The sequence below is a fragment of the Chryseobacterium sp. Leaf201 genome, from assembly GCF_001421435.1.
In the GTDB taxonomy this organism is placed as follows: Bacteria; Bacteroidota; Bacteroidia; order Flavobacteriales; family Weeksellaceae; genus Chryseobacterium.
Map to the genome: position 1 here is coordinate 24,414 of NZ_LMKA01000035.1, position 26,635 is coordinate 51,048.

The 26,635-nt window shown below is 38.8% G+C and carries 25 protein-coding genes; 2 read left to right on the forward strand and 23 right to left on the reverse strand.

All coding sequences use genetic code 11. From position 1 onward, the window contains the following. Positions 1 to 88: 88 nt before the first annotated feature. From purC to ASE55_RS03445, 5 genes are all read right to left on the reverse strand, one after another. Positions 89 to 811, reverse strand: coding sequence for a phosphoribosylaminoimidazolesuccinocarboxamide synthase (purC, locus tag ASE55_RS03425; protein ID WP_056215581.1), 723 nt, complete (start codon positions 809 to 811; stop codon positions 89 to 91). A gap of 60 nt (positions 812 to 871) precedes the next feature. Continuing rightward, positions 872 to 1,570 carry a DUF3307 domain-containing protein gene (locus tag ASE55_RS03430; RefSeq protein WP_056215583.1) on the reverse strand — a complete coding sequence of 233 codons (699 nt, stop codon included), beginning with the start codon at positions 1,568 to 1,570 and terminating at the stop codon, positions 872 to 874. A 2-nt stretch (positions 1,571 to 1,572) separates the two neighbouring features. Further along, entirely contained in the window at positions 1,573 to 2,178 is a 606-nt protein-coding gene (locus ASE55_RS03435) for a SatD family protein (RefSeq protein ID WP_056215585.1), read from the reverse strand. A 247-nt stretch (positions 2,179 to 2,425) separates the two neighbouring features. Continuing rightward, entirely contained in the window at positions 2,426 to 2,827 is a 402-nt protein-coding gene (locus ASE55_RS03440; protein WP_056215587.1) for a hypothetical protein, read from the reverse strand. Beyond that, positions 2,808 to 4,223, reverse strand: a complete 1,416-nt coding sequence (locus tag ASE55_RS03445) for an APC family permease (protein ID WP_056215590.1) — start codon at positions 4,221 to 4,223, stop codon at positions 2,808 to 2,810. Before ASE55_RS03445 ends, ASE55_RS03440 begins: the two co-directional genes overlap by 20 nt. A gap of 135 nt (positions 4,224 to 4,358) precedes the next feature. Between ASE55_RS03445 and ASE55_RS03450 the strand changes: the two genes are divergently transcribed. After that, positions 4,359 to 4,868, forward strand: coding sequence for a DUF4920 domain-containing protein (locus ASE55_RS03450; RefSeq protein ID WP_082474331.1), 510 nt, complete (start codon positions 4,359 to 4,361; stop codon positions 4,866 to 4,868). Between the two features lie 96 nt (positions 4,869 to 4,964). Here ASE55_RS03450 and ASE55_RS03455 read toward each other — a convergent pair whose 3' ends face one another. Then, entirely contained in the window at positions 4,965 to 6,074 is a 1,110-nt protein-coding gene (locus ASE55_RS03455; RefSeq protein ID WP_056215593.1) for a M14 family zinc carboxypeptidase, read from the reverse strand. Between the two features lie 827 nt (positions 6,075 to 6,901). On the opposite strand from ASE55_RS03455, the gene ASE55_RS03460 reads away from it, so the two are divergent. After that, positions 6,902 to 7,450, forward strand: coding sequence for a helix-turn-helix domain-containing protein (locus ASE55_RS03460; protein ID WP_056215595.1), 549 nt, complete (start codon positions 6,902 to 6,904; stop codon positions 7,448 to 7,450). Positions 7,451 to 7,502: 52 nt separating this feature from the next. On the opposite strand, the gene ASE55_RS03465 is transcribed toward ASE55_RS03460, so the two are convergent. The 17 genes from ASE55_RS03465 to ASE55_RS03545 form a co-directional block, all read right to left on the reverse strand. Continuing rightward, complete coding sequence (locus tag ASE55_RS03465; protein ID WP_056215597.1) at positions 7,503 to 8,672, reverse strand: proline dehydrogenase family protein; 1,170 nt, start codon at positions 8,670 to 8,672, stop codon at positions 7,503 to 7,505. 64 nt (positions 8,673 to 8,736) lie between these two features. After that, complete coding sequence (locus ASE55_RS03470) at positions 8,737 to 9,666, reverse strand: UbiA family prenyltransferase (protein WP_056215600.1); 930 nt, start codon at positions 9,664 to 9,666, stop codon at positions 8,737 to 8,739. 10 nt (positions 9,667 to 9,676) lie between these two features. Next, positions 9,677 to 10,603, reverse strand: a complete 927-nt coding sequence (locus tag ASE55_RS03475) for a mevalonate kinase (protein ID WP_056215603.1) — start codon at positions 10,601 to 10,603, stop codon at positions 9,677 to 9,679. Positions 10,604 to 10,761: 158 nt separating this feature from the next. Continuing rightward, positions 10,762 to 12,927 carry a T9SS type A sorting domain-containing protein gene (locus ASE55_RS03480; RefSeq protein ID WP_056215605.1) on the reverse strand — a complete coding sequence of 722 codons (2,166 nt, stop codon included), beginning with the start codon at positions 12,925 to 12,927 and terminating at the stop codon, positions 10,762 to 10,764. 192 nt (positions 12,928 to 13,119) lie between these two features. Next, positions 13,120 to 14,649, reverse strand: coding sequence for an MFS transporter (locus ASE55_RS03485; RefSeq protein WP_056215608.1), 1,530 nt, complete (start codon positions 14,647 to 14,649; stop codon positions 13,120 to 13,122). Positions 14,650 to 14,952: 303 nt separating this feature from the next. Continuing rightward, the gene (locus ASE55_RS03490; protein ID WP_056215610.1) at positions 14,953 to 16,134 is read right to left on the reverse strand and encodes an acetyl-CoA C-acyltransferase; all 1,182 of its coding nucleotides are present in this window, start codon (positions 16,132 to 16,134) and stop codon (positions 14,953 to 14,955) included. A 62-nt stretch (positions 16,135 to 16,196) separates the two neighbouring features. Continuing rightward, positions 16,197 to 16,586 carry a hypothetical protein gene (locus ASE55_RS03495; RefSeq protein WP_056215613.1) on the reverse strand — a complete coding sequence of 130 codons (390 nt, stop codon included), beginning with the start codon at positions 16,584 to 16,586 and terminating at the stop codon, positions 16,197 to 16,199. A 72-nt stretch (positions 16,587 to 16,658) separates the two neighbouring features. Next, positions 16,659 to 17,744, reverse strand: a complete 1,086-nt coding sequence (locus tag ASE55_RS03500; protein WP_128414493.1) for a hypothetical protein — start codon at positions 17,742 to 17,744, stop codon at positions 16,659 to 16,661. Positions 17,745 to 17,821: 77 nt separating this feature from the next. Then, entirely contained in the window at positions 17,822 to 18,547 is a 726-nt protein-coding gene (locus tag ASE55_RS03505) for a hypothetical protein (protein ID WP_056215619.1), read from the reverse strand. Continuing rightward, positions 18,525 to 19,073 (reverse strand): RNA polymerase sigma factor, encoded by a 549-nt coding sequence (locus tag ASE55_RS03510; protein WP_056215622.1) that lies wholly within the window; start codon positions 19,071 to 19,073, stop codon positions 18,525 to 18,527. Before ASE55_RS03510 ends, ASE55_RS03505 begins: the two co-directional genes overlap by 23 nt. A 115-nt stretch (positions 19,074 to 19,188) precedes the next feature. Continuing rightward, positions 19,189 to 20,523, reverse strand: coding sequence for an MFS transporter (locus ASE55_RS03515; RefSeq protein WP_056215624.1), 1,335 nt, complete (start codon positions 20,521 to 20,523; stop codon positions 19,189 to 19,191). A gap of 17 nt (positions 20,524 to 20,540) precedes the next feature. Then, complete coding sequence (locus ASE55_RS03520) at positions 20,541 to 21,143, reverse strand: bifunctional nuclease family protein (RefSeq protein ID WP_056215627.1); 603 nt, start codon at positions 21,141 to 21,143, stop codon at positions 20,541 to 20,543. 145 nt (positions 21,144 to 21,288) lie between these two features. Further along, on the reverse strand, positions 21,289 to 22,236 hold the full coding sequence (locus ASE55_RS03525) for an electron transfer flavoprotein subunit alpha/FixB family protein (RefSeq protein ID WP_056215629.1): 948 nt from the start codon (positions 22,234 to 22,236) through the stop codon (positions 21,289 to 21,291). A 96-nt stretch (positions 22,237 to 22,332) separates the two neighbouring features. Next, positions 22,333 to 23,079, reverse strand: a complete 747-nt coding sequence (locus tag ASE55_RS03530) for an electron transfer flavoprotein subunit beta/FixA family protein (protein WP_056215632.1) — start codon at positions 23,077 to 23,079, stop codon at positions 22,333 to 22,335. A gap of 192 nt (positions 23,080 to 23,271) precedes the next feature. Then, positions 23,272 to 23,979, reverse strand: a complete 708-nt coding sequence (locus tag ASE55_RS03535) for an SDR family oxidoreductase (protein WP_056215635.1) — start codon at positions 23,977 to 23,979, stop codon at positions 23,272 to 23,274. 77 nt (positions 23,980 to 24,056) lie between these two features. Then, a complete protein-coding gene (locus ASE55_RS20600; protein WP_056215637.1) occupies positions 24,057 to 25,064 on the reverse strand; it encodes a T9SS type A sorting domain-containing protein in 1,008 nt (335 codons plus the stop codon). A gap of 84 nt (positions 25,065 to 25,148) precedes the next feature. Next, on the reverse strand, positions 25,149 to 26,528 hold the full coding sequence (locus ASE55_RS03545; RefSeq protein ID WP_056215640.1) for a dipeptidase: 1,380 nt from the start codon (positions 26,526 to 26,528) through the stop codon (positions 25,149 to 25,151). Positions 26,529 to 26,635 lie beyond the last annotated feature (107 nt).

Here is a 26,635-nt window from a genome sequence, read left to right on the forward strand (position 1 = left end):
GATTTTATTTGGCAGATATATCAGTTAGATGAAAAATTAAATATTATGTTAAATAGAAACCAACATCTAATTTCTTTTACCTGAAATTTTATTTCTGAAGTAAATTTTTAAGACGGTTGTAGATTTCCACATATGCTTCAGTAACTTCCCCAAGATCTCTTCTGAATCTGTCTTTATCCAGTTTCTTCATGGTATCTTTGTCCCAAAGCCTGCAGGTATCCGGAGAAATTTCATCTGCAAGGATGATCTCGCCGTCTGACGTTTTACCAAGCTCAATTTTAAAATCAACCAGGATGATATTCATTCTGTCGAAAAGATCAATCAGAATGTTATTGATGTCATTGGTTAATGCATACATTTCATTAAGCTCTTCATAAGTAGCCGCTCCCAGGAATACAGCATGATGGTCATTGATCAGCGGATCTCCCAATTCGTCTTTCTTATAACAGATATCAAAAATGGTTACCGGAGATTTAATTCCTTCTTCCACGCCCAGACGCTGAGCCATGCTTCCGGCAGAGTAATTTCTTACCACCATTTCCAGAGGGATGATGGATACTTTTTTTACCAGCTGCTCTCTTTCGTCCAGTTGTTTGATGAAATGAGTCTTAATCCCTTTTTCATTTAAATATTCAAAAATCAGAGTGGTGATGGCATTGTTCATTTCACCTTTCAGATCTACAGATCCTCTTTTCTGAGCATTAAATGCAGTGGCATCATCTTTGAAACGCACCACTACCTTATCAGGATTATCGGTGGCAAATACCTGTTTTGCTTTACCCTCGTACAACATTTCTTTCTTTTGACTCATAATTTTTACTTTTTAAAAGAACCGTAAAACCTGCGGTTCCGGTTTTATATTAGATTTATTTTATTGTTTAATTAAAATTGCTGTCACAACGGCCATCCCGAAACTCAGCAGTGTACCGATCAGGACATATTCCGTCAGTTTTCTCTGTTTGGCCTGAGCCAGGTCACTGAACCTGAATACCGATTTTGCAGCCACCATAAAACCTACGCCTTCCCAGTGATTCACCATAATAAAGGTAAAAACCAGTAAACGTTCCAAGATCCCGATATATTTTCCGGCACTTGACAGAGACTCGGTCTGAATGTTGACCGGTGTCTCCGGAACCGGTGTCCAGGATGATAACAGGATTCTTATAAAAACGGAGGCCGGCACCGTCAGAAACAAAGCAGCCATCAGTATTTTCAGGAAATCCTGATTTTTTATAAACTCAAAGGTAAACTCGTGATAATATAGTGAAGCTGCACCAATCACCGTCAGATGCAAAGCCTGATCAATGAAAAACCAGCTCTTCTTATTTTTAATGTTTTGGAAACTCAGCTTTGCTGAATCAATAATGCCGTGCGAAATCCCAACTGCGAAAGCTACCCACCAAAGCTTCAGGTCCCAGAGAAAAATAAAACTTAAAACGGTAATGATCAGAACGTGAAGATAGAGGTAACGGCTTTTCAGTTTACGGTTTTCTTTATCTGCAACCCAGGAATCCGGCTGAAGAACAAAATCTCCGAGTAGATGTGCCAATATGAGTTTAATGAAAATCATTCTTACAATTCTGAAATTTTCTTTCTGAAATATTGATTGGTTTCTACGATCAGCTCGTAGTTTGCGCGCTTCAGGCGCTGGCTTACCGAGGATTGTGAAATGGCAAATTTCTTTGCAAGGTCTTCCTGCGTATTGTCTTTGTTCATGATCATCTCGTGGATGATTTCTGAGGTGGCTACCGTCCAGTTGTCAAAATCTTTTGACGACCACTTCAACAGGATATTTAAATCCCTGTCTACCGAGTCGCTGGAGGTTTTTACAGATACGGTATGGCCGTTGGATTTCAGGTCGTCCAGCAATCTTCCGGAATGCACGTATGCCGTTCCGTTGGATTCTGTTATTTTTTCGGATGAGAAATTTTCTTCACCGATGCCTATGGCAATCCTTACGTCTAAATTTTCCTGACTTTTTATTAATGATTTGATGGCTAAGAACCGCCAGAATGCGTCATTGATATTACACCTCAACTGGAATTCGTCTCCCCTGTAGATTTCCCATGTCTGTGGAGCGCTTCCCCAGTTTGCGAGAAGATGTTTAAGTCTGGTAATCCAAACCTCTGTTTCAGCCTGCTGTGAATGTATAATATCTCCGGTAATGACCGCTATCATTTTGCAAATATAAGCATAATAACTTATACATAAAAGGTATAAATAAGTGCACTTATAGATATTGCTGATTAAATGATCTTCTTCTGTCGATCAGATATAATTCTCTTGATAACTGAATGCGATTAATGATAAGTATTGATCAACGGCTTACACCCCAGCCCCGAGTGAAGCGGCATCCTTTTTTGAAGGGATTCAGGCCTGGGAAAAAAGATACAGCGGAAAGCGGGATCAGCTCCTGAAATCTAATCTATAATATAATGATATTAAATATAACTTGACGATTACTATTTTTCCTTTCTGATAAAGTGGATGTATTTGGCATTACATTCTTCAAGTGAGTATAATCATTCATTACATTTCCATAATTCTGCATGGATATGGTATCCTGATGATACATTGAACCGATACGGCCAAAAGTAAGATTGGTAACCTGATCTTCTTTTGAAATCTTTACCTTTCCTTTCAGCATTAATTTCCGGTCAGCCCAAAAAGTATATTCATTTTTCCGGTTTATTTTTAAACTGATCTTACATTTTGATTCTGCAGGATCATAATCTCCTGCGATGCTCTGAGCGGAAACGGTTACAGCGACAAAGTAAAAAAAGACCGTCAGGCTTTTCACGATAAAATTACTTTCTGATTTTTTCATTCCTGTTGATAAAATAATACACCGGCAGCCCAAGCAGAACCATAACAAAGCCCGGCCAGGTATACTGCTGTTTATAAATCAACAGTAAAATACAGAAACACGTCCCGATCAACAGATAAAGAGCCGGCGTTACAGGATACAGCCAGGTTTTATAAGGCCTTTCCAGATCAGGCTGTTTTATTCTCAGGTAAATGACCCCGAAAACGGTAATCATATAAAATAATACGATCACAAAGGAAATCATATCCAGGAGATTCCCGTACTGGCCGCTCAGGCATAATAAGGAAGCCCAGATCCCCTGCATCCACAATGCGTTGGCCGGAACTTGATTGGCATTGTTTTTTTCGGCCTGCTTAAAAAACATGCCATCTTTTGCCATGGTCTGGAACACCCTTGCTCCGGCCAGGATCAGCCCGTTATTGCAGCCGAATGTTGAAACCATAACCAGAACAGCAATAATCGCTGTTCCTGCCGAGCCGAAAATAAAGCGGGAAGCGGTAACGGCTACCCTGTCGTTTTCGGCAAAGGCAATGGAATCCCTGTCCAGCGCATTCAGATAAACATAATTCACTGCGATATACAAAATCATTACGGCGGTGGTTCCGTAAATCATAGATTTTACAACATTCTTTTTTGGGTTTTCAATTTCCCCGGAAACAAAGGTCACACTTTCCCAGGCCACGGAACTGAATACCGAGCCTACCATTGCAGCAGCAATTCCTCCCATCAAGGTCATTCCGCCAATAGGTTCCCAGCCTTCCTGAAGGAAATTCCCGGAAATATCTTTTGTCAGATTGCTGAAAGCGTCTGTCCCTAAACTGAAGTTTTCTGCCAGATGGGAAACGTCAACCAGAATAAAGCCGGCCGCAATTAATCCCAACAGGGCAATGATCTTGGAACCGGTAAAAATATTCTGCAGCAGTTTTCCGCTTTCGACTCCTCTGGTATTGATATAGGTAAGCAGGAGAATAATGGCAATTGCCAGCATCTGGATCCAGGTAATTTTAAACTCGCCGCTCTGAAAAATCGGGGCCGCATCATTTAAAGCCGGAACAAGGTACGCGGTAAATTTCCCGAAGGCCATAGCCACAGCCGCAATAGTCCCGGTCTGGATGACCGTGAACAATCCCCAGCCATACAGAAAACCCATCCTTCTCCCGAAGATCTCTTTTAGATATGTATACTGACCGCCGGCTTTCGGGAACAGTGCAGAAAGTTCTCCGTAGCTTATGGCCGCAGCTACCGTCATCACTGCTGTAATTACCCAGACAACGACCAGCCAGAACCCGGAACCTAAGTTCCGCATCATATCGGCACTCACGATAAAAATCCCGCTTCCGATCATTGAGCCCATCACCAGCATAATGGCATCCCAGAGTTGTAGTTTTTTCTGCATAATGAAGTTTAGTAGTCACCAAATATAAATAATTATGCGGTTGGTTGCAGCGTTTATTTATAATTTAAAGATATGATGTGATTTTATCAATTTGCGATTCAGATTTTATTAGTACTTTTGAAAAAAATATTAAAAATGAAATTCAAGGCGTTATTATTGGCAGCAGCTTTAAGTACTTCAGCTCTTGCTTTTGCACAGGAGTCTAAAAAATTCGGTCCTCCGGCAGGAAATGCGGTAATCGGTGATACTTATGGCGGCGGAATTGCTTCTAATGCAGAATCTAAGGCTGTTTCAGTTGAAAAGTTGAGCAAGAAGCTTAAAAAAGACAACAAGAAAGCTGAAAATATTGCCGTGAAAGGAAAGGTAACTGATGTTTGTGAGAAAAAAGGATGCTGGTTAACGATCCAGACTGAAGATAATTCTCAGTTCTTCGTAAAAATGAAAGATTACGCATTTTTTGTTCCTACTGCTTTGAAAGGTAAGAATGTTGTGCTGGAAGGTACGGCAGAGAGAAAAGTAACTTCTGTTGACGAGCAGAAACATTATGCAGAAGATGCAAAAAAACCTCAGGCTGAAATCGACGCGATTACTGCCCCGAAGGAAGAAATCAGATTTGTAGCCAACGGAATTAAAGTGGTTGACTAATAAACCACTGTTTTAAAATTCCTAAAAATATAACAGGTTGAATAATCTGTAACGGATACCGGATAAAAAGCGGAACAATTAATTTGTTCCGCTTTTTTAGTCTTCAATGGTAAAGTTTACTTCTGCATCCAGTTTCGGATATTTGCTTTCGGAAATAAATTTTTTCCCGGTACAGTCAATTTCCTTCCATCCTTTCCGCTGCTTTACATCGCCCACTTCCATGACGAACGGCACAAAGGATATTTCATCTTTTCCTTCCTCTTTGATTTCTTTATACTGAACCGCTACATCCAGGATACATTCATGCGCGGTATTGAGTTTTACATTCCGGTAAATGATATCGTAATGCGTCTCTTTGTTTTCCGGAATTTCCAGATACGTCTCCCAGCCTTCTGTTCCTGAGTTTAATTCAGTGATTGCTTTCAAAGCATAGTAAAGGGCAATGGTGTAATATTTCCGCGTTTCCTTTCTGGTATAATCATCTATGAAATGTCCGCCTTCAAATAAAATAGTCGGCATTCCGGCTTTGATAAAATTATCGCCTGTGGAAGCCGGATAAAATTCATCAGAGTATCTCCCGATCTGACCCGGGATTATTTCTTTAAGCTGATGGTATACTTCGGCAATAACAGCCATGCATTTTTTTCTGTTCTCTGTTACGGTGCGCTCAACATTTTCGGAAGGTGCCAAAAATGAAAGCGTCGCCGGATGAATTCCGTCTGTTGTAAAAATCGTCCTCTGCTCATGGAGGTTCAGTGCATAATTATATTTTTTGGAAGCCGCTGCATTTTTCAGGAATTTAATCTCTTTACTGGCCTCGTTGTGAAAGTCCCGGTTCAGATCGATATCGGCTGCATTCAGGCGGGTCCATTTTTCGGAACCGTCCGGGTTCAGCATAAATATAAAGTCAAGCTGTATTTTACTGAAAAAATCCTCCTTTAATTCCGGAACCTTTTCAAGCGTAGTTAAAAGGTCGAGCATAGCATGGGTGGCATTGGACTCATTGCCGTGCATCTGGGACCATGCCAATATATGAATATCTCCGGAGCCTACCGTCAACTGATAAACAGGCTTATCAAGATACGACGTTCCGATCTGCTGAATATAATCGCTGAGATTGTGCTGTAAGTAATAAAATAATTTTTCAGGGGAAATATAGCGATTTGGGAAATCAGGGGTTTGCTGATAGAGTTGTTCAAATTTCATTAACAATTGTTTACAAAAACCAAATTTAACATTTTTGAGCGTAAAATTAAAATTAACATACGTAATTATGTTAAACGGTGTAAAATGACAATATGTCTGTTGGTAAAATTGTGGATTGCATATAATTTAATTATATACGTTTAAAATACTTAAAATCAGTATTTTATAAATTTCAATTAAACCATAATTACAATATAGCTTTAAGTAGTATTTTTACAGTTTATTCACATTTGGGCGTAAATAAATTAAACGATTTTCTATGTGGAAAAATTTATCTTTACACTTGTATACAATTGTAAATTGTTAATAATTTAGAAATGTAATCCCTGATTTTTGCAGTAATTCGGATAGAATTTAAAAATGTAACTTAAATCGGCCAGAGAAAAATTCAGGTGTATAATAAATCTCTGTATTCTGCTTAAATAAAGAGTATAGCTGATTATTCTAGACTCTTTTTCCTTTTATCTATATTAAATAGCGTAATAAATCAGATATTTAGCGGTTCCCTACTCTATTAGGTTGCTTATAGGTCTAAAAACGCCTATTCACAGCGGTTAGAAGTATGTCTGAATCTATAATCAGGTCAATAAAAGATATCTTTGTTTACTTCATCCATTGCTTTAAGTATATATCAGAAGTTAGGATCGTGGGGAAAGTATGTTGAATAAAAAACGCAGGAAAATTTGGAAGATATTATAAATATTTGTCTATCAGTTATTTAAACCGTTTACTTTTGTATATTTTAATAATTTACACTTGTTTACAATTGTATTTTGCATTTGTAAATTAAATGTTTACATTTGTAAAGTGATTTATAAACTGTTTTTATGGGTTTAAATGAAAGAATTTCCAAGGTTATCGAATATTCACGTCTTACACCATCTGAATTTGCGGATGAGATCGATGTACAGCGTTCTTCTATTTCTCACATTACTTCCGGTAGAAATAAGCCGTCCCTTGAATTTATCATAAAAATAAAATCAAGATTCCCTGAGATCCTTTGGGACTGGCTGGTAACTGGTGAAGGCGAAATGTTAAAGTCTGAGCTGGCAGAAATCGTTGAACCGGATGATGAGTCTGCTGAAATTACAGAGGAGGAAAAACCAACGCCTACATCACTTCCCGATCTTTTTACGATGATCAACAATGATAAAGATTTCGGGACTGAAGAAAGTGAACCGGAGCCTTCAAAAATAAATCTGCGAGAATCGTCTGAAGATGTACAACGCCCTGCACAGGAAAAAATAACCGATTCTCAGCGATTAGAGCATCAAAAAACCGAAATACTAAGTCAAGCTATTGGAAACCAGCAGGGTAACATCAAGCGTATCGTAATTTTTTATGACAACGGAAAATTCGAGAGTTTTGAGCCGTAAAAAAACCTGATCATGAAAATGACCAGGTTTTTATGTTAAGAAAAATGCTTAATTATCTGCGGTTTCTTCTTTCAAGTTCTTTTTTAATAAGTCCGAGTTCCCTGCCGGTCTGTCCTGCAACGGATGTGTTTTCCTGGGCTCTTCTTGTCAAGTACGGCACAACGTCTTTCACCGGTCCGTAAGGAAGATATTTGGTGGCATTATATCCTTTGTCAGACAGGTAAAATGTGATATTGTCGCTCATTCCGTACAGCTGCCCGAAATAGATATGCGGATTGCCGTTTTCAAGATTTTTAGCTTTCATTTTGTCCATTACCAGCTCAGAAGAAATTTCATTATGGGTCCCGAAGAACGCTGAAACTTTATCCGGGTGGTTCATGACAAAATCAATTCCTGCATTGTAATTTTTATCGGAAGCCTCCTTATTCGGCTGGATCGGATCCGGATATCCTTTCTCTGCTGCCCTTGCTCTTTCCTTCTCCATATAAGCGCCACGGACAATTTTATACCCGATAAAATAGGCTTTTTCCTTAGCTCTCTGAAGATGTCCTTCCATATATTCCAACCTTCCGGTCCTGTACATCTGAATCGTATTCCACACAATAGGTTTTTCGCGGTTGTATTTTTCCATCATCTCTTCGCAAAGGTGATCCGCTGCATCCTGCATCCAGGTTTCCTCTGCATCCACCATTACTTTCTTGTCATTTTCATGGCATAATTTACACACTTCATCAAACCTTTTTACTACTCTTTCCCATTCTTCTTTCTGGCTTGATGTAAGTTCCGCTTTCTTTCCTACCGCTTCATACAGGTCAATTCTTCCGAATGCGGTCGGTTTAAAAACAATAAAAGGAATTGCAGGATTACCCACAGAAAATCTTACGATGTCTTTAATCTCACGGCAAACTGCATCAAAGGTTTCTTCATCTTCCTTACCTTCGATAGAATAATCAAAGATACTTCCCACGCCTCTTTTGAAGAGCTGCTTTACAACTTTCATGCTTTCTTCACGGGTTTCACCGCCGCAAAACTGTTCGAATAAAGTATTTTTTACAATTCCGCCGACAAAAGGAAAGTTATGATGAACCGTGAAATTGAGCACGGAAGTTCCTACTTTGGTAAGGGCCGGCTGTTCAATCATCCTGAACATCCAATACGCTTTCTTTAACTGTGCATCGGTTTTGTCCGCAAATGCAACTTTAGTATCGTTAAAAATGGGCATTATTTATATAAATTTTAGGTTCTGCAAATGTAGCAATAAGAGAAGGTTTTTTAAAGAAATTTTTCTATAATTTACCTTCGATCCCATTAAGGAGCATCGCGATAATTCCTGCAAAAACCCAAAATCTCAGAATATTGAGGGTCAGGAATTTGCTTTTCCTTGAGTGGTTAAGTATCAGATAAATACAGAGGATAAGAACAAACAGTCCTCCTGTAAAGTAATAAGCCATAAACCCGGAAATTCCGGTCCTCATTATTATTTTCATCGAAACCGCCATGGTAATCACCAGCAGTGAAACGATAATTGCTTTGGTAGTTCTGTTTGAAAAATAGTTCGGGACTGTAGTATAACCAAAGGCTTTGTCAACACTCTTCGTTAATGTGTCTTTTACGATATCAATGCACAGAAGGATCAAAAACAGAAACACTGCCATTAACAGAACCTTCTTTGAAAAGGTTTCATAATATACCATCATCCCGAAAAACGGATAAAGCGTAAGGCTCACAAAGGTAAGATTGTTTAAAATTAACAGGCGGCTGAGCTTATGGCTGTACAGCCACATGAAAAACTGATAGACCAAAAAAAAGACAAAAACCCTGTGCGAGATCATCCATGCTACCCCAAGGGAAACTGCACTTAGAAACAGATATGCATACAGGAAATATTTCTGTTTGATAAAGCTCTGGATCCTCGTCCGGAAAGGCTTTACAATATGGTCTTTTTCAAAATCATAAAACTGGTTGATGATTCCGCCGGCCAGAATGGTAAGAACCGTACAGAAAATAATGCCGTGAACCTTAAAATCAAAAACGAATTTCCTGAACGTTTCATCCTGGTTGAACAGGAAGAACGTAGATACGTACAGCGCAAAAGTAAGCAGGATGGCAACAAAAAAGCGGGCTCCCAGAAGAAAGCCCACAAATTGTGAAAATCTGTAAAAAAAAGATTTTTGGATATAATTTCTCTGTTGGAAAGTTTCTTTTTCAGAATTCATTCACAACAGTTTAGAATCTGTAAATCACTTCTTTCTGGAAGCCGTCAAGCATTTTTTCTGCTTTTTCGTAATCTTTGGTGAAACCTAATATATAACCGCCGCCGCCGCTTCCGCAGAGCTTAAGATAATACGCATTGGAATCCAGTCCTTTTTTCCAGATATTAAAAATACTCTCCGGGATCATCGGGCGGAAATGTTCATAAGCCCAATAGGAAAGCTTTTTAAGGTTTCTGAAAAACGGATTCATATCTTTTTTCAGGAAAGAATCAATACAGGCGTTGTTGTAGCGGATAAACTCTTCTTTTAATGTTTTACGGAATCCTTCAGTCTTCATTTTTTCAAAGAAGATCTGGATCATCGGGCCTGTTTCGCCTGTAATTCCTGAGTCAATTAAAAAAATGGCCCCTTTCCCTTCTTCACCATCCGGAATGGCTACCTTATCTAAGTTCTCTCTGTTTTCAATAAGAATCGGCAGGTTCATGTAACAGATCAAAGGATCCATCCCTGAACTTTTACCGTGGAAATAGCTTTCCATTTCTCCGAAAACGGCTTTTAACTGTTTCAGGTTATCTTTGGAAATACTTTCAGGATTTAATTTACTGACCGAATATCTTTCAAAAATTGCGGCTACCAAAGCACCTGAACTTCCTACTCCATATCCCTGCGGAATATTGGAATCAAAGAAAAGCCCGTCCTGAATATCTTTTTTAAATCTTTTAATATCAAGTTTAAATTCGTCTGACAGATTCAGTACTGAAAGGAAATCCGAATATTTCTGAAGATGTTGATTTGATTTTTTTTCAAACTCAGAACCGAGATCTGAAAACTTCAGCGCCCCTTTATAAAAACTGTAGGGAACTACAAGCCCCTGAGAATCTTCAATCATGCCGTACTCGCCGAACAAAATGATTTTTGCGTAAAATAAAGGGTTCGTCATTTTATGAGGGTAAATAAATTTCTGCAAATTTATGATTATTCTGCTGAATATATGCAAAATCCACGCCGAATTGTGATGCATTTTAAAACGGCAGATCAAGGATTTGAATGATATATAAAAAAAGCCTGATAAAAATCAGGCTCTCTTGTTATTTAAATTTACTGTTTAATCAGCTTCTTGGTGACTTTCTGTTTTTCCGTTTCTATGGTTACTACATAATTTCCGGTCTGTACAGAAGAAATATTAATATCAATCTTAGTTCCTTTTAAAGAAGATTCTGATTTAATCAGCCTTCCTGCTTCATCATACATCTTAAATGATTTTAAAGCATCTTTGGAAGAAATGGTAATAATATTTCTTGCCGGGTTCGGATAAATACTTACTGAATTATCCTTTGTATTCACATCTTCCACGGCCAGTACTGCACATGAGAAATTCGCTTTCCATCCGCTTTCATTCACTTCGGGATCTGATACGAACCTCACGGTAATTGCTCCTGAAGGGTGTGTTGATGTAAAAGTTCCGGGCACTACAGCTCCTGTTAAAGCATTTCCTGTGGCAAACATCGGCGAGGCAGTAGAAGGACCGTTATAAATATACATATAATCATAGCCATCCTCCAGCGAGAATTCCGTAAAACTCATGCTTAATGCGCCTGAGCTCGGGTAGAATGTTTTTACAGTCGTCTGGTTATCGCCGTAATTTCCTGTCGTTCCTCCGGCATCTGTAAATGAAGCTCCGCCACACCAGTCGGCATCCGTCATGAACAATTGTGTCCTCTGGTATCCTGCAGAACAGTTTGTTCCTACTGATAATAAATAATAAGTCGCCGGCTGAAGGCTTGAAAAGCTGAATGATTGTGTAGCCGTAGTTCCTGTTGATACCGGGGTTCCGTCAAATTTCGTCAGTTTATATTTCCATGAAGCAGAAGTAGCATCTGTAAATGCTGCATTTGCAGAAATCTGTGTAATATTTGAAACAGACAGACCGGTAATAGTTGTAGAACAGGCCGTTGTACAGTTTGTTCCCAGGCAAGCTTTGGAATCTACGGTATTCCTGATCAAGGCACCCGGCTGAGGGCCGAATCCGTTGGTAAAGTTAATCCCGACTCCTGAAATCAAATGGCAATAGCTCATAATGGTTCCTTTTACTGCAGTGGAAGGAATAGGACCGTTACAGCCTTCGTTCGCACCTGCTGCCGGACCGCATCCGTCAATAGCCGTATTGTTTCCGTTCCAGGCACAGGCATGGGTATGCGGAGAACCTAAGCTGTGGCCCATTTCGTGAGTCATCGCCATGATTGTCCATGAATAAACCGGAACGTTATTGTACGTCTGGGAAGCTCCAGAGTAGGCATGCCGGCTTGTTGTACACAGTGAATTTACATACGCCACACTTGTAGTGGAAGGCTGATTCACGAGGTGAGCCAGATCTCCATTGAATGTCTGTCTGTTTGTTCTGAAGCTTGCGAGGTTAGCTCCGGGTGCTCCGGTATAAGGATCTGCGGTAGTCCAGATAAAAATCTCGTTCAGGGCAATCCTTACATCGTCATTGGTATAAAGTGTTGCTATATTATTATGGATAGCTGTCAGCCAGTTTGATGTGGTCGTAGTGCTGGAACCGTTGTTTACATACGGTGTGTAGCAAATTTCATAATAGACTCTCACACAGTTCTGTGTCAGGGCCTTTCCCGTATTTTTCTGTGCATCCGGATCAAAAGACACTTTCTGCTTCTGGTTTTCTGCCAGTTCGTCAATTCCGCAGACAAAAGGATTTATCCCCGTTAATTTTGAATCTGAATAGCTGACAAAGTCTTCGGAATTTTTTACTTTTCCTACAATGATATTCCCCAGTTCCGGCGTTGAAGCCACCCCTACGATATCATTATCAAAAAAACTGAAGGCAACAACGGACTGGCTGTCTCCTTTTACGATCCCCTGATAATAGACTCCGGGCGTATAATTTACGATTTCTCCCGTATTGGTTGTTACTTTGAAATCATTGGTGAAAATCTGGTTTCTGTACAGTTCCATGGTAATCTGCTTCCCGTCAAAAGGGAAAGATACTTCCAGGTATTCCGGTTTATCGTAAACCAGTTTTTTCAGCTGCTTGCTGTTTACACGGATTACAGAAATATCTGTAGCCGATCGCTTGTATTCAGCTAATTTGTCTGATGCATTATCTGTTGTAAACAGATCAAATTTTTCGAAATTTTTCTTCTGAGCATGGTATTCTGAAACTTTCTGGGCAATGGGCCTTATGTTTTGGGAAAAGCCCAGGACCATACACTGAAGAATACAGAATACAAGAATTTTTTTTATCATTGTTACGATTAATTAGAATTTACAAATTAACAAAAAAAATATGTTTGTTATGACTATTTATTATTGTTTTAATCAAATTAAAATTTTATAACAAACAGAATTACTGATTGCTATATAATATTTACAATACTCTGCTGGGTCCAAACAAAAAAAGGACGCTTTAAAAGCGTCCTTCTTAAAATTATTTTCTGATTATTTTTTCTGTGTATTCAGTTTCATAAACCGGATTAAAATCAGTCCTACAAAGAAGAACAGTGCCATAGAGAAAGCGGCGAACCTCATCCCCGATGCTGAAGGAAGCGTGATGTCAATTTTTGCAAAAATCCTGATCAATGCATCATATTTATCAATAAATAAAGCAAAGACAAAGGTTCCTACAATGATGGCAATTTTTTCCAGAACATCGTAAAAGCTGAAAAACGTTGTATTTTCCATAGAATTTTCCGGAAGCAATTTAGAATAGGTAGACCGTGACATCGCCTGAAGGCCGCCCATTACAAGACCTACCACTGCTGCCACCCCATAAAACTGGTATTCTACGGTTGGGTTTTCCTTATTCAGGAAATATGCCCAGATACAGGCAACAATCCATAAAACAATAGCAATGGAAATAACATTTTTATTTCCTATTTTTCTTGATAGTCTTGAGAAAACCACGGCACCAATAATGGCTTCAATCTGGATAATCAACAGTGTCCCGATCAGTTTATCCTGAGGAAGATTGATTTCACTTTTCCCGAACAATGTAGCCATCAGGAAAATTGTCTGCATCCCCACACTGTAAAAAAAGAAACTTGATAAAAAGAATTTCAGGTTCCTGTGTTTGAAAAGTTCTTTCCCAACTTTGAAAAGTTCATGGAAACTTTCCTTCGCAATATCTTTATAGAAGCTCATGTTGTCTTTCAACACTTCAAAAAAACCTCCCTGGTCTTCATGTCTTTTAAAAATATTTTTATAATTCAGTAAAACAAGATCTTTCGGAAGCTTCTCCTTCACATCACCAAACTGAGGCAGGTGCTTGAACGTATATTGGGAAAAACCGAACCACCATGCTCCTGTAAAAAGAAAGCTGATTCTGGTAAACAACAGCTGCTGCTCGGGGCCTTTGGCAAAAACCTGGATCAGTAATAAACAGATCACTACAAGGACTACGGAACCAATGTATCCGTACACATACCCTTTTGCAGAAAGTGCATCCTGTTTATCCCGTGTTGCAATATCCGGCAGAAAAGAATTATAAAATACGAGGCTTCCCCAGAATCCTACACTGGCCGTAATACTGAACAGCAAGCCCAGAAAAACATTGTGCATTCCGGTAAACATCGCCAATCCCATACATGAAGTAGCTCCCAGGTAACAGAAAAACTGAAGGAAAGATTTTTTATTTCCGATGGTATCTGCCAGAGAAGATAAAAAGGGAGATAACAGAACGACGATAAAAAATGAGATCGTCAGTGAATATCCGTACACCGCATCCGGCTGGTATTCTTTCCCGAAAATTTTGATCATGTGCCGTACCGGGACATCAATCCAGGTTTTTGTTTCCTCCACATACTCCTTTTTTTCATAAGCAGTTGTAAGAATGGAATAGTAAATCGGGAAAATAGTGGAAGTAATAACCAGAGAATACACCGAGTTGGCCCAGTCATAGACTGCCCATGCTTTCATGATTTTCGGGTTATTCTTAATGTTTTGAGTTTGCAGATGCTCAATTTCAGACATTTCAAATATATATTAGTAGCACAAAAATAGAAAAACCATTGCATATTCGGTGGTTTTTATTTTTTTTAGGATCAATTTTATTGTTGCGTTAAAATACGGGTGCTTTTCCGGTCTGCTTTATTATAATTATTGTGTTGATATTACTTGATTCAAATGACATCCGGAATTATTTTTTTCTATCTCAAAATGAAGGTTTCAATCCTTATATGATAAGCTTTAAATTTTGGATTAACAGTGATCAGACCTTAAAACAAAAAATCCGAAAGCCTGAACTTCCGGATGTATTTATCTTGTTGAAAATACTTACTGTATGTTTTCAATAACAATGGCAGAAGCACCGCCACCACCGTTACAGATGGCTGCAGCACCGTATTTCCCGTTGTTCTGCTTTAAAATATTAATCAGCGTCACAATAATTCTTGATCCTGAACTTCCCAGCGGGTGGCCAAGGGCTACTGCTCCTCCATGGATATTTACTTTAGCAGCATCCAATCCTAAAATCTTATTATTGGCAAGACCTACTACAGAGAATGCCTCGTTGAATTCAAAGAAATCAATGTCGGTAAGTTCCAGACCTGCTTTCTTAAGTGCAATCGGTAATGCTTTTGAAGGTGCAGTTGTGAAGTCTTCAGGTGCCTGGGCAGCATCAGCATAAGAAACAATTCTTGCCAGCGGCTTAAGCCCTAATTCTTCCATTTTCTCTTTTGAAACAAGGATTAACGCAGAAGCACCGTCATTAAGGGTAGATGCATTGGCTGCCGTTACCGTACCTTCTTCTTTTTTGAAAACGGTAGGAAGTGTAGGAATTTTATCAAATTTCACAGCCTTATATTCTTCATCTTCAGCAAAAACGATGGCATCTCCTTTTCTCTGAGGGATCTCAACCGCAACTACCTCATCAGAAAACTTTCCTTCGCTCCATGCTTTGGCAGCTCTTGTGTATGATTCAATGGCAAACTGATCCTGGTCTTCTCTTGAGAAGCTGTAGTCAACGGCACACTTTTCTGCGCAAACGCCCATGTGTACTTTATTATAAACGTCTGTAAGACCGTCTAATACCATTCCGTCCTGCATTTTCACATCTCCTAATTTGGCTGCATTTCTTGCATTGTAGTAATGCGGCACGGAAGACATATTTTCCATTCCTCCTGCAACAATAACGTCTGCATCACCGGCTTTGATGGCCTGAGCCGCCATGGTAACCGCCTTCATTCCTGAAGCACAAACTTTATTTACCGTAGTGGAAGGTGTTTCAATAGAAAGACCTGCTCCTATGGCAACCTGACGGGCCGGCGCCTGCCCTTCTCCCGCCTGTAAAACGTTCCCCATATAAATTTCCTGAACCGATTTCGGATCCAGGCCGATTTTGTCTAATGCTCCTTTTACCGCAACAGCTCCTAATTTTGTAGCCGGAACTGTTGATAAACTTCCCATAAAACTTCCCATCGGGGTTCTTACTGCGGAAACGATGAATACCTCTTTCATGTGTATATTATATATTTATTTTAATTCTTTTTAATTTAAACTCAATTATCTAGTATTCTGAATTATCTGTCTGCTTTATTATTTTTTGCCAGGATAATAATCAGAGCTCCTGAAAATTCTACAATCCAGCCCCATTTTATTTTTACAATCCCGGCCAGCTTATCCTGCCATGATACAAAAGGCATAAAGCTGAAATATTTGGAAGCCTGATACTTTACGGCAAACAAGGTAAACGAAAACAGAATAATCAACAGAACCGCAAAAATTCTTGCTGCTCCTGCCCTGTTGTTTACAATCCCAAATAAGGCACCTGCAGAAAGGATCCAACAGGCTGCAGCCAAAAAATGATCAAGTTTCCAGTAGTTCCAGTTTCCTATAACAGGAATATGAACCAATGGCAGAAAGCTTCCTGCGACTACCATCAATAAACCTAATAACTGAATGTTTTTCATATTTCTTAAAGCACCAAAATACAAAAAAAAACACATTCCTAAAAATGTGTTTTTCTATACGATCCATTGATATTAAAAATCTAAATAAAGAAGCTCCAGACCTACCTGAATGCCGTATTTATTATCAATTTTTGCATGATCATTAAATATCGGAGTAAAATCTTTTTTTATGAAGATATTCAATGCACCATATCCCAGTGAAAGTTTCCCCCCAAAAAGGAACCTGTTGACAGGATCTGATATGGTTTCCCTGTTTTTTATTTTATTGCCTTCTTCATCCTTATAGAAAATATAGTTCTGGGTTGCAGCTCTGATACCACCGTAAATCCCTGCGGTAAACCTCAAATTCCCTTTAGAATTATCAAGCATTTTTTCATTGTTCTCCACTGTATATCTGGGATTCAGAACAAAAACAAAATCCAAAGGCACTACAGCATAATAGTTTCTTAAATAAGACTTTCTAAGGGTTCCGCCCTGGAAGTCTGTGAGGTAAAGATCATGTTTACCGTCCTGTACAAATGTTTTCGGCTTCTCCGGTGAAAGAACATCTACTCTGTATCCCAGACCGATCCGATAGAATACCGGGGATGTTAATGATCCAAGCTGCCTGGTCAGCCTGAATTCCATCTGCGAAGAACTGGATCTGCCTACTCTAATCCGGGATTCATCATTATTGATGGCCAGTGATGAAGCGGATCCGGTAAGATTCATAACACCGAAACTGATGTTAAAAGTAAACGTATTTAAAAGCTCTTTAATCGTCCTGTCGCGGGATGAGTTTAGGGTAAGCACGGCATTATTCTGAGAGAAAAGATCCAGCGACTGATCCCTTGATTTTCCCATCACGATATCCTTCACTGTTTCCCGGGTGGCTGTTTCAAGATCCGCCTGCTGAGCGGTTATTTTATCATTGATAATTTCTTCATACCTTCCGGCAATCTCCGTTCTCTGCTTCTGCTTTTCATCAGAGGTTATTTTTTTCTCCTGGTAGTTTTTATCCAGTTGATCCAGCTCGGTATTCATTTTCGTTTTTTCTGAAACCACAATGCTGTCAACTTTTTTCGAGTAGCTTTTTAATTGCGGACTCATCGGTCTTTCCTGTGAAAAAGTGTACGAAAATGCCAAGACAGCCGTCATTAATGCCCATTTAGTTTTCATATATTTTTTAAGTTTTAGTCAGGGTTAGGCACCGTTCTTTTTATGAACAGTATTATAATTTTTAAAATGTCTGATATTTATTTTGGATCGATGTAGACTTTCACACCCAGTACGGTGACATTGTCTACATTCGGAACGACTTTTTTCAGTCTGAATACGCCAAATTTCCTTTCTTCCTTCGCTGTATTCTCGCGGGTCTTGTCAAATTCCCTTCCCAGAAGAAGTTCATCTGCATTGATGTAACCCGGTTTTGCTTTTTTTGTTTCTGCTAAAACAACAGGATTCTGAGTAAATCCTGCTGCTTTTTCATTTTTATTGATGATGATTTCAGGCTGAGCCTTGTCTGTCTGATGCTGTACTAAAACCTGAGTCTGGGATTGATCCCGGTCCTGATTCCTTATTTCTTCTTTCTTCTGAACAGAAACTTCAGGTGTATTACCTTCCGGAATTTTTGCTATGACTTTATCTGTTTTTCCTTCAAGAACTTCCTGATTTGGAAGTATATTCTGGTGTTCAGAATCTACATTTATTGGGTTTATTTTATTTTTTAAGGCATTTTTTGCCATTACCTTTGTTTGTTTATCATCAATCATGTTTTTATATCCATTAAAATAAATCACCGTTCCTACAGAAACCATCATCAATATGATGGCAGCATACTTCCACCATTGCCCGTAAGATCTGGGTTCGCTTTTCTTATGACTGTCCAGTTGATGATCCAGCCTGTCCCAGAGATCTGCTGAAGGTTTTATTTCAATTTCTTCATAATCAGACTTCCATTTATTCAGCATATTTTTTTTCATCTTTTCTTTTTTTTAAAAAGTCTACAATCCATTTTTTAGATTTGCTCAGCTGGCTTTTGCTGGTGCCTTCAGAAATATTCAGGATTTCTGCAATTTCGTGATGCTTTTTTTCTTCAAATACATACAGGTTAAAAATCAGCCTGTAGCCGTCCGGCATTGCAGAAAAAATTTCTTCCATATTGAGCTCTTCCATTTCTTCTTCATCCCACGACTGATCAACATTTCCAATTTCTTCAACTTCTACATCGGTATACAGAATATTTTTGCTTTTGCGGATAAAGTTGATGGAATTATTCACCACAATTTTCCTCAGCCAGAACTGGAAGCTTTTCCATTCCCTGCAGTCGTCAATTTTAGAAAAACAGGTAAAAAAGGAATTCATTAAGATGTCTTCTGCATCATGGATGTTGTTGACATAAGAATTTGCAATGGCCAGCATTTTCGCCGAAAACATTTCGTAGAGAGCCTTCTGCCCCCGCCGGTCCTGTTCTTTTGCCAGTTTAAAATTCTGTTCCAGATTCCTCATGTTTCAGTTTCTATCTGTAAGACGTACTATTTTCTAAAAGGTTGCCTTAAAAACAAAAAAATTGCATTTTTTTTAAAAAATGCAATTTAATTTATTAATTATCAACACTATAAAATTAATGTTTGATCTCTGCAATTTCTGCGGGGTTGTGTTTGTGCTTAAAAATTACTGCAAATAAGATCGTAACAACTAATGCATACCCTGCAAAAATATACCATGAAGTCTTCCATCCTTCAAGCTGTAAAATTGGGTCTGCCTGTGAAAAAACGAAGTGATTAACCACTTCCTGAGCGCCTAACATGCCAATAGTTGCTCCAAAGCCATTTGTCATCATCATAAATACACCTTGTGCACTTGAGCGGATACTTTTATGGGTCTCTTTATCTACGAAAAGTGATCCGGATACATTAAAGAAATCGAATGCAATACCGTAGACAATCATTGAAAGAACAAACATCCAAACTCCTCCACCAGGATTTCCGGTCGCAAATAATCCGAATCTTAAGACCCATGCAAACATTGCCATCAGCATTACTTTTTTTATCCCGTATCTTTTTAAAAAGAATGGGATTAATAAAATACAAAGTGTTTCTGATACTTGTGATAACGAAATTAATGCATTTGCATTATTTGAGCCCCACGTATTCGCATATTCCGGAATTGCTTTAAAACTTGTGATGAATGGATTTGCGTAACCATTGGTTATTTGTAATGAAACCCCCAGAAACATAGAAAATATAAAAAAAATTGCCATTTTTTTCTCTTTGAAAAGAGCAAAAGCTTTTAAACCCAAAGCATCTGACAATGTCCTCTTTTCATCACTTTTATTAACTTCACAATTTGGCAAAGTGAATGAATAAATAAACAATATAATTCCTAAAATACCAGACACAAAAAACTGATTATAGCTGTTTTGTAAACTTGGAAAATCAGTTTTATTTGAGAAATTAAAGACTAAACTTCCATCCTGAATACCTGCAAAATTTACAAACAACATTGCACAGATAAAACCTACCGTTCCTAAGGTACGAATTGGTGGGAAAGATTTAATGGTATCATAATTATTATTGACCAAAACTGTATATGCAACAGAATTTGAAAGTGCAATGGTCGGCATGTAAAAAGTAACACTTAAACTGTACAGAAGGAATAGTTTAGAAAACTCAACACTATCTCCTGCTGTCATTCCGTAATAACCTGCCCAAATCAAGAAAACTGCTGCAAGAAAATGCGAAATCCCAAGAAGTTTTTGAGCCTGAATCCATCGATCTGCAATGATCCCCATAATAGCGGGCATAAAAATAGATACAATCCCCTGCATTGCATAGAAAAGTCCAATTTTTGATCCCAATCCTACAGATCCCAAATAGTTTCCCATTGAAGTAAGATAAGCTCCCCAAACGCCAAACTGCAGAAAACTGAGGATGGTCAATCGTAATTTTAAACTCATTATTTATATATAATATCTTAATCGATTTTCTTTTTTCTTCTTTTGATTTCTTCCTGAATCTCCAAAGCGGTATCGAAGTCTTCTTCTTTTACGGCTTCCTCCAGTAATTTCTGAAGCTCTTCCATGGAAACGGACTTTAAATTATCTTCTTCAGTCTGAAGGGTTTCTGAAAACGGCTGTTCTTCTTTGGATACATCTTCCAGTTCCAGCAAAATTCCGGCTTCATTAAGTACCTGCTGGGTAGTAAAGATCGGGGCATCAAACCTTACGGCCATGGCCACCGCATCAGAAGTCCGGGCATCAAGAATCAGCTCTTCTTCGTTGCTTTTATTCTTAAAATTGATATTTGAAAAAAACACGCCGTCTACAATCTGATAAATGATTACGGACACCAGTTCATAATTGGCAGAAACAATAAATTTTGTAAACAAATCATGGGTAAGAGGACGGGGCGGATGAATATCTTTCTCCAGGCCGAGGGAAATGGATTGCGCCTCGAAATTGCCTATAACAACAGGTAGCTTTATATGAGTTTCTTCATGTTCCAATAACAATGCGTACGCCCCGGATTGAGTCTGGCTGTACGATATTCCGCGAATAATTAGCTGTTTATAATCCATGGCTACAAATATAGATTAATTTTCAAAATTTTTTTTACTTTTTAGACAAAAATAAAAGCCCGGGAAGGGGCTTTTATATGTGAATTAACTTCGTTATGGTTTTAAATTCATTATTGATCTGCGAGGCAAATGCAATAACGGTATTTTATCCTTTAAGTGCTTTGATCTTCTCTGTTAAAGCAGGAATAATCTGGAAAGCATCCCCTACAACACCGTAATCTGCTGATTTATAAAAAGGAGATTCAGGATCACTGTTGATAACAACAATTGTTTTGGAAGAGTTTACTCCGGCCAAATGCTGGATTGCTCCTGAAATCCCTACTGCAATGTACAGATTCGGGGCAATTGCTTTACCGGTCTGCCCTACGTGTTCTGTATGAGGCCTCCATCCGATATCTGAAACCGGTTTGGAACATGCTGTAGCCGCTCCAAGAACGCCTGCCAAATCTTCGATCATTCCCCAGTTTTCAGGACCTTTCATCCCTCTTCCTGCAGATACTACGATTTCCGCTTCTTTAAGATCCAATTTCCCTGAACTCTGTTCGTGAGAAATTACTTTTGTATCTTCATTGGCAACAGATAATTCCTTTACTTCTTCAGAACCTGATACCGGGTTTTCCTTCACCCCGAAAGCATTCTGGGACACGGTGATGATTACACCCGTTCCTTCCGCTTTGGCATGCATGAAACCTTTTCCTGAAAATGCCCTTCTCTTCACCTGAAGCGGAGAAACGCTTTCCGGAGTTTCCAGTACATTGGTAATTAAAGAATACCCGTTCATTACTGCCAGCATCGGAGCAATGGAAGAAGCATCCGTGGTGTGAGGGAAAACGATAATGTTTCCGTCCGCCACTTCTTTTACAGCCTGTGCATAAGCTTTTGCTGAGAAATTTTTAAGACCTTCATCTTTGATATTGATTACATTCGACGCTCCATACTTATACAATAAATCTGAAGAATCTGTAGGGTTTACAGAAATTGCCGTAACCGTTTCACCTGCCTGATCTGCTACTGATTTGGCATAGGAAACAGCTTCAAAAGCCGCCTTTTTGTAAACTCCGTTTATATTTTCTGCGTATACGAATACTGCCATTTTAAATTAATTTAAAGATTAAAAATTTAATAATTGAAAAGATGGGACTCAAAAGCTGAATTAAAACATTCTTCTTCTGATTTCCGGCTCCCAATTTTAGATTACCTTCGCTTCTTCGTGAAGCAATCTTACCAGTTCATCCAGGTTATCCGGAGAAACCATTTTCACAGCTGCCCTCGGCGGAACGCTGTCATAAGAAACGCCCTGCACTTTCACTTCAGAAGAAGTGGCTTCTACAACCTGCAAAGGTTTTGTCCTGGCCGACATAATTCCTCTCATATTCGGGATAATCAAATCTTTTTCATCCACCAACCCTTTCTGTCCTGCGATAACTGCCGGTAATTTTACAGAGATGGTTTCTTTTCCTCCTTCAATTTCTCTTACGGCTGTTGCTTCAGCTCCGTTTATGTCAAGACCAACAGATGCATTTACAAAAGGCTGGTTTAACAGCTGTGCCACCATTCCCGGAACAGAACCACCATTATAATCGATGGATTCTTTACCACAAAGGATTAAATCATAACCACCGTTCTGAGCCACCGCAGCAATTTCTTTTGCTGTAGAATAGCTGTCTTTAGGATCAAGGTTTACCCTTACCGCATCATTGGCACCGATGGCCAGAGCTTTTCTGATCACAGGTTCTGTAACAGCATCCCCTACATTGATTACCGTTACCGTTGCACCCTGGGATTCCTGAAGCTTAATGGCTTTTGTCAGTGCAAATTCATCTAACGGGTTGATGACCCACTGAATACCGTTTTTGTCGAAAGCAGATTTATCTGCTGTAAAGTTAATTTTGGAAGTAGTATCCGGAACACTACTTATACAAACTAATATTTTCATATATGTTGTTTTAAATTTTTCGTTGCGCTATGAAACATTTCGGTTTCATGTATACTGTTTACTGTTTCTCCCGATATAAACCTTAAATTTCATACCGGAATTCTGTTTAAATTTACCTTGCTAATATAAATAAAAAATATATTATGCATGCATAATACTTATGAATTTATTATTCAGCGCATTAGATGTTTTTCAGTTGGCCGGCTTTGTTGCCCTGAACTCAATCTTGCTGGGTAAAACCCTCGGATTCATTTTTAAAATGTCCAGAACCAGATTGCCCATATCTTCCGGCTGGATTTTCCACGCATCTTTATCTGACGGGACATTTCCATTGAAATGGGTAGCTACGGAACCGGGCATAATAACCGTTGATTTGATGTTATATTTCCTTAAATCGATCATGGCAGCCTGGGTAAAGCCCACCACTCCGAATTTCGAAGCATTGTATCCTGATCCGTTTTCAAAGAAATTTGCACCTGCCAGACTTGCAATGGTGATATAATATCCTTCTGTCTTTTTAAGTTCTTCCACAGAAGCTTTCAGTGTATAAAAAACGCCTGTCAGATTGGTTTCAATCATATCATTCCATTCTTCTGTCGTCAGCTGGTCTACCGGCTTGAAAACGCCCAGTCCTGCATTGGCAATAACAAAATCAAGCTTCCCGAATTTTTCTTTGATATGCTGTACTGCTGCTGCTTCATTTTCTAAGCTTCTTACATCGGAAACAATCCCCAGAACATTATCTGAATATTGTTTCAGCTCCTGCTCTACTTTTTCCACTTCATCTTTCTTTCTTCCCGAAAATGCTACTGAAGCTCCGTTTTCAAGTAAAATTTTTGCAATCCCCAAGCCAATGCCTTTTGTGCCGCCTGTAATATAAGCAACTTTATTTTCTATCATAATTTTAGATTTAGTTCTTAAAAATAAGAAAAACGCTCCGATTGGAGCGTTTTTACTAACTAACATTTGTCAGTAATTTATTTTTTGATGAATTTTTTAGAGACTTTTCCTTCTTTCGTTTCAATGTTAATAATGTAATTTCCTGAAGTAAGGTCTGCAACATTTACCTTGTTTTCATTTAATATAGCATTTACCTTTCTTCCTGACATATCATAAACTTCCACTTTATTGACTTTTGCATCAGATTTAATTGTTAAATAATCAACTACAGGATTAGGGAAAATTTCTGTATTATCTGCTTTGATTTTTGAAACTTCGTCGGCTGCTAAAACAATATTATTAGAGTAACTAATGTTTACATCATCAATTGCCCAAGTGTATGCTGTAGTATTTCCAGTTGCATTAATATTATATGTACGGTATTGCCCGATATCCAATCCCGGAACCAAAGCATATCCTGCAGGAGGGGATGAGAATGTATAACTTTCCTGAGGAGTATACCAACTCATTACACCTGTCGTCATATTATAAGTCATTCCTACGGTTACCCAGGTATTTGCAGGGTAAGTGGCTCCCAATACTTTAATTCCAAAAAACTGTCTGACACCTGAATTAGTAAGCGTGCCTCCTGCTGTGATTGTTTTTGTAGCAACATTATAGATAAGACCTTCAATTACTGCTGGTGATGTACCATCGTCAAACAATGTAAAATAAATCTGACCGGCTCCATTTGCTGAACCTGTATAGAAGCTATAAGTGGTTTTGATAATGTTATTACCGGTAGTAGCATCTACAGCTACTGGTTTTACAACAATATGATTATTAGGATCTGTAGTTGCTCCCGTATAACCCGCTCCTGCAGCAACTCTTAAAGAATTTGCATGAGCTGCATCGATGGTAGCAATCTGATAATCTGCAGCTGAACCGTTGATCAGAAAATAACCTCCCTGACCGGCTGTTGTCCCTGTAAAATTGGTTCCCACATTACCCGCTGTTAAACTATTGAAATTTTGGTTATCAATAACCTGCCCAAAAGCAAAACTTGAAAAAAGAATTGCAGAAGCAAAAAGTAAAGTTTTTTTCATAATAGATTTTTAAATATTTGTTGCTAATATATAAAAAATCCTTAAAAGAAACTCTTAAGGACTCATTATTTTATTTAAAAATTACTACTTCGCATAATTATCAAAAAACAGCGGAATACTTTCAATACCTTTATAGAAATTGAACAATCCGTAATGTTCGTTTGGAGAGTGGATCGCATCTGAATCCAATCCAAATCCCATCAAAACAGATTTAGCACCCAGTACCTGCTCAAACATGGCTGTGATTGGAATACTTCCACCACCTCTGTACGGAAGGACTTCTTTTCCGAAAGCGGTTTCCATTGCCTGTTTTGCTGCTGAAAATTCTTTGGTTGCTGTTGGCAAAACGTATGGCATTCCTCCGTGGTGCGGCGTCACTTTTACTTTAACATTGTCTGGAGCAATTTTCTTAAAATAGGCTGTAAACTTCTCTGTGATTTCTTCCGGAGTCTGATATGGCACCAGACGCATTGAAATTTTTGCAAAAGCTTTGGAAGGAATCACTGTTTTTGCTCCTTCCCCGGTATAGCCGCCCCAGATTCCGTTACAATCTAATGTAGGACGGATGGAGGTTCTTTCAAGCGTGGTATATCCTTTTTCGCCTTCCACTCCACTCAATCCGATGGATTTTTTGAATTCTTCAGGATTGTCTTTCAGCTTATTCATATCAGCTCTGTCCGCATCGGAGACTGCTTCTACATTGTCATAAAAACCGTCAATGGTGATATGTCCGTCTTCATCAATCAGATTGGCGATCATTCTGGAAAGCACATGAATCGGGTTCGGAACCGCGCCTCCGTAAAGTCCGGAATGAAGGTCTCTGTTCGGTCCTTCAACTTCAACTTCCACATAGCTTAAGCCTCTCAATCCTGTAGTTACCGTTGGCTGCTCGTTGCTGTAAATATGTGTATCAGAAATCAGGATACAGTCACAGGCTAATTTTTCCTTATTTTCATTAACGAAATCGCCCAGACTTATTGAGCCCACTTCTTCTTCACCTTCTAAAATAAATTTAACATTGCAGGGAAGCGTATTTGTTTTCATCATCGCTTCAAAAGCCTTAAGATGCATGAAAAACTGGCCTTTATCGTCTGCAGAACCTCGTGCGAAAATTGCTCCGTCAGGGTGAAGCTCCGTTTTTTCAATATAGGGCTCAAAAGGAGGCTTGGTCCATAATTCCAGCGGATCTGCGGGCTGAACGTCATAATGTCCGTACACAAGAACTGTCGGCAGGTCTGTATCTAAAATTTTATCTCCGTAAACGATAGGATACCCCTTGGTCTGGCAGACTTCCACATGGTCTGCACCAGCATCTTTAAGGTATCCGGCTACAACGTCCGCACACTTCAATACATCATCTTTGTAGGCAGGATCTGCAGAAATAGAAGGGATTCTCAGTAATTCAAATAACTCATCCACAAAACGCTGTTTGTTTTCGTTGATGTAATTTAACGTCTCTTGCATTCTAAAATTTTATTTTGTTAAAAGTAAAAAAATTGCCCCGCAGGAACAAACAAAATCATTATAATTTTCCTGAATCCTGTTTCTTTATTAAATCAAAGTAATCAGTA